Origin of the sequence: Pseudoalteromonas sp. 20-MNA-CIBAN-0454 (assembly GCF_040308685.1) — a bacterium.
GTDB classification, from domain to species: Bacteria; Pseudomonadota; Gammaproteobacteria; order Enterobacterales; family Alteromonadaceae; genus Pseudoalteromonas; species Pseudoalteromonas nigrifaciens.
The window spans coordinates 1-236 of sequence record NZ_JBEOOB010000244.1; the positions used below are offsets into that span (position 1 = coordinate 1).

Here is a 236-nt window from a genome sequence, read left to right on the forward strand (position 1 = left end):
TTATTAGAACCAACAAGAATATATGTTAAGCCTTTGTTGAAACTGATTGAACAATCAGACATTCACGCTATGGCGCACATTACCGGTGGTGGATTCTGGGAAAATATCCCACGAGTGCTTCCTGATGATTGTAAAGCTGTAATCAAGGGTGACTCTTGGCAATGGCCAGTGGTGTTCGATTGGATAATGACAAACGGTAACATAGCACAACACGAAATGTTCCTAACATTTAACTG

1 protein-coding gene is annotated in these 236 nt (G+C 40.7%); it reads left to right on the forward strand.

The features are described 5' to 3' along the window. Positions 1-236 (forward strand): AIR synthase-related protein (locus AAEZ22_RS18635; RefSeq protein ID WP_352298580.1); only part of this gene is annotated, 236 nt, incomplete at both ends.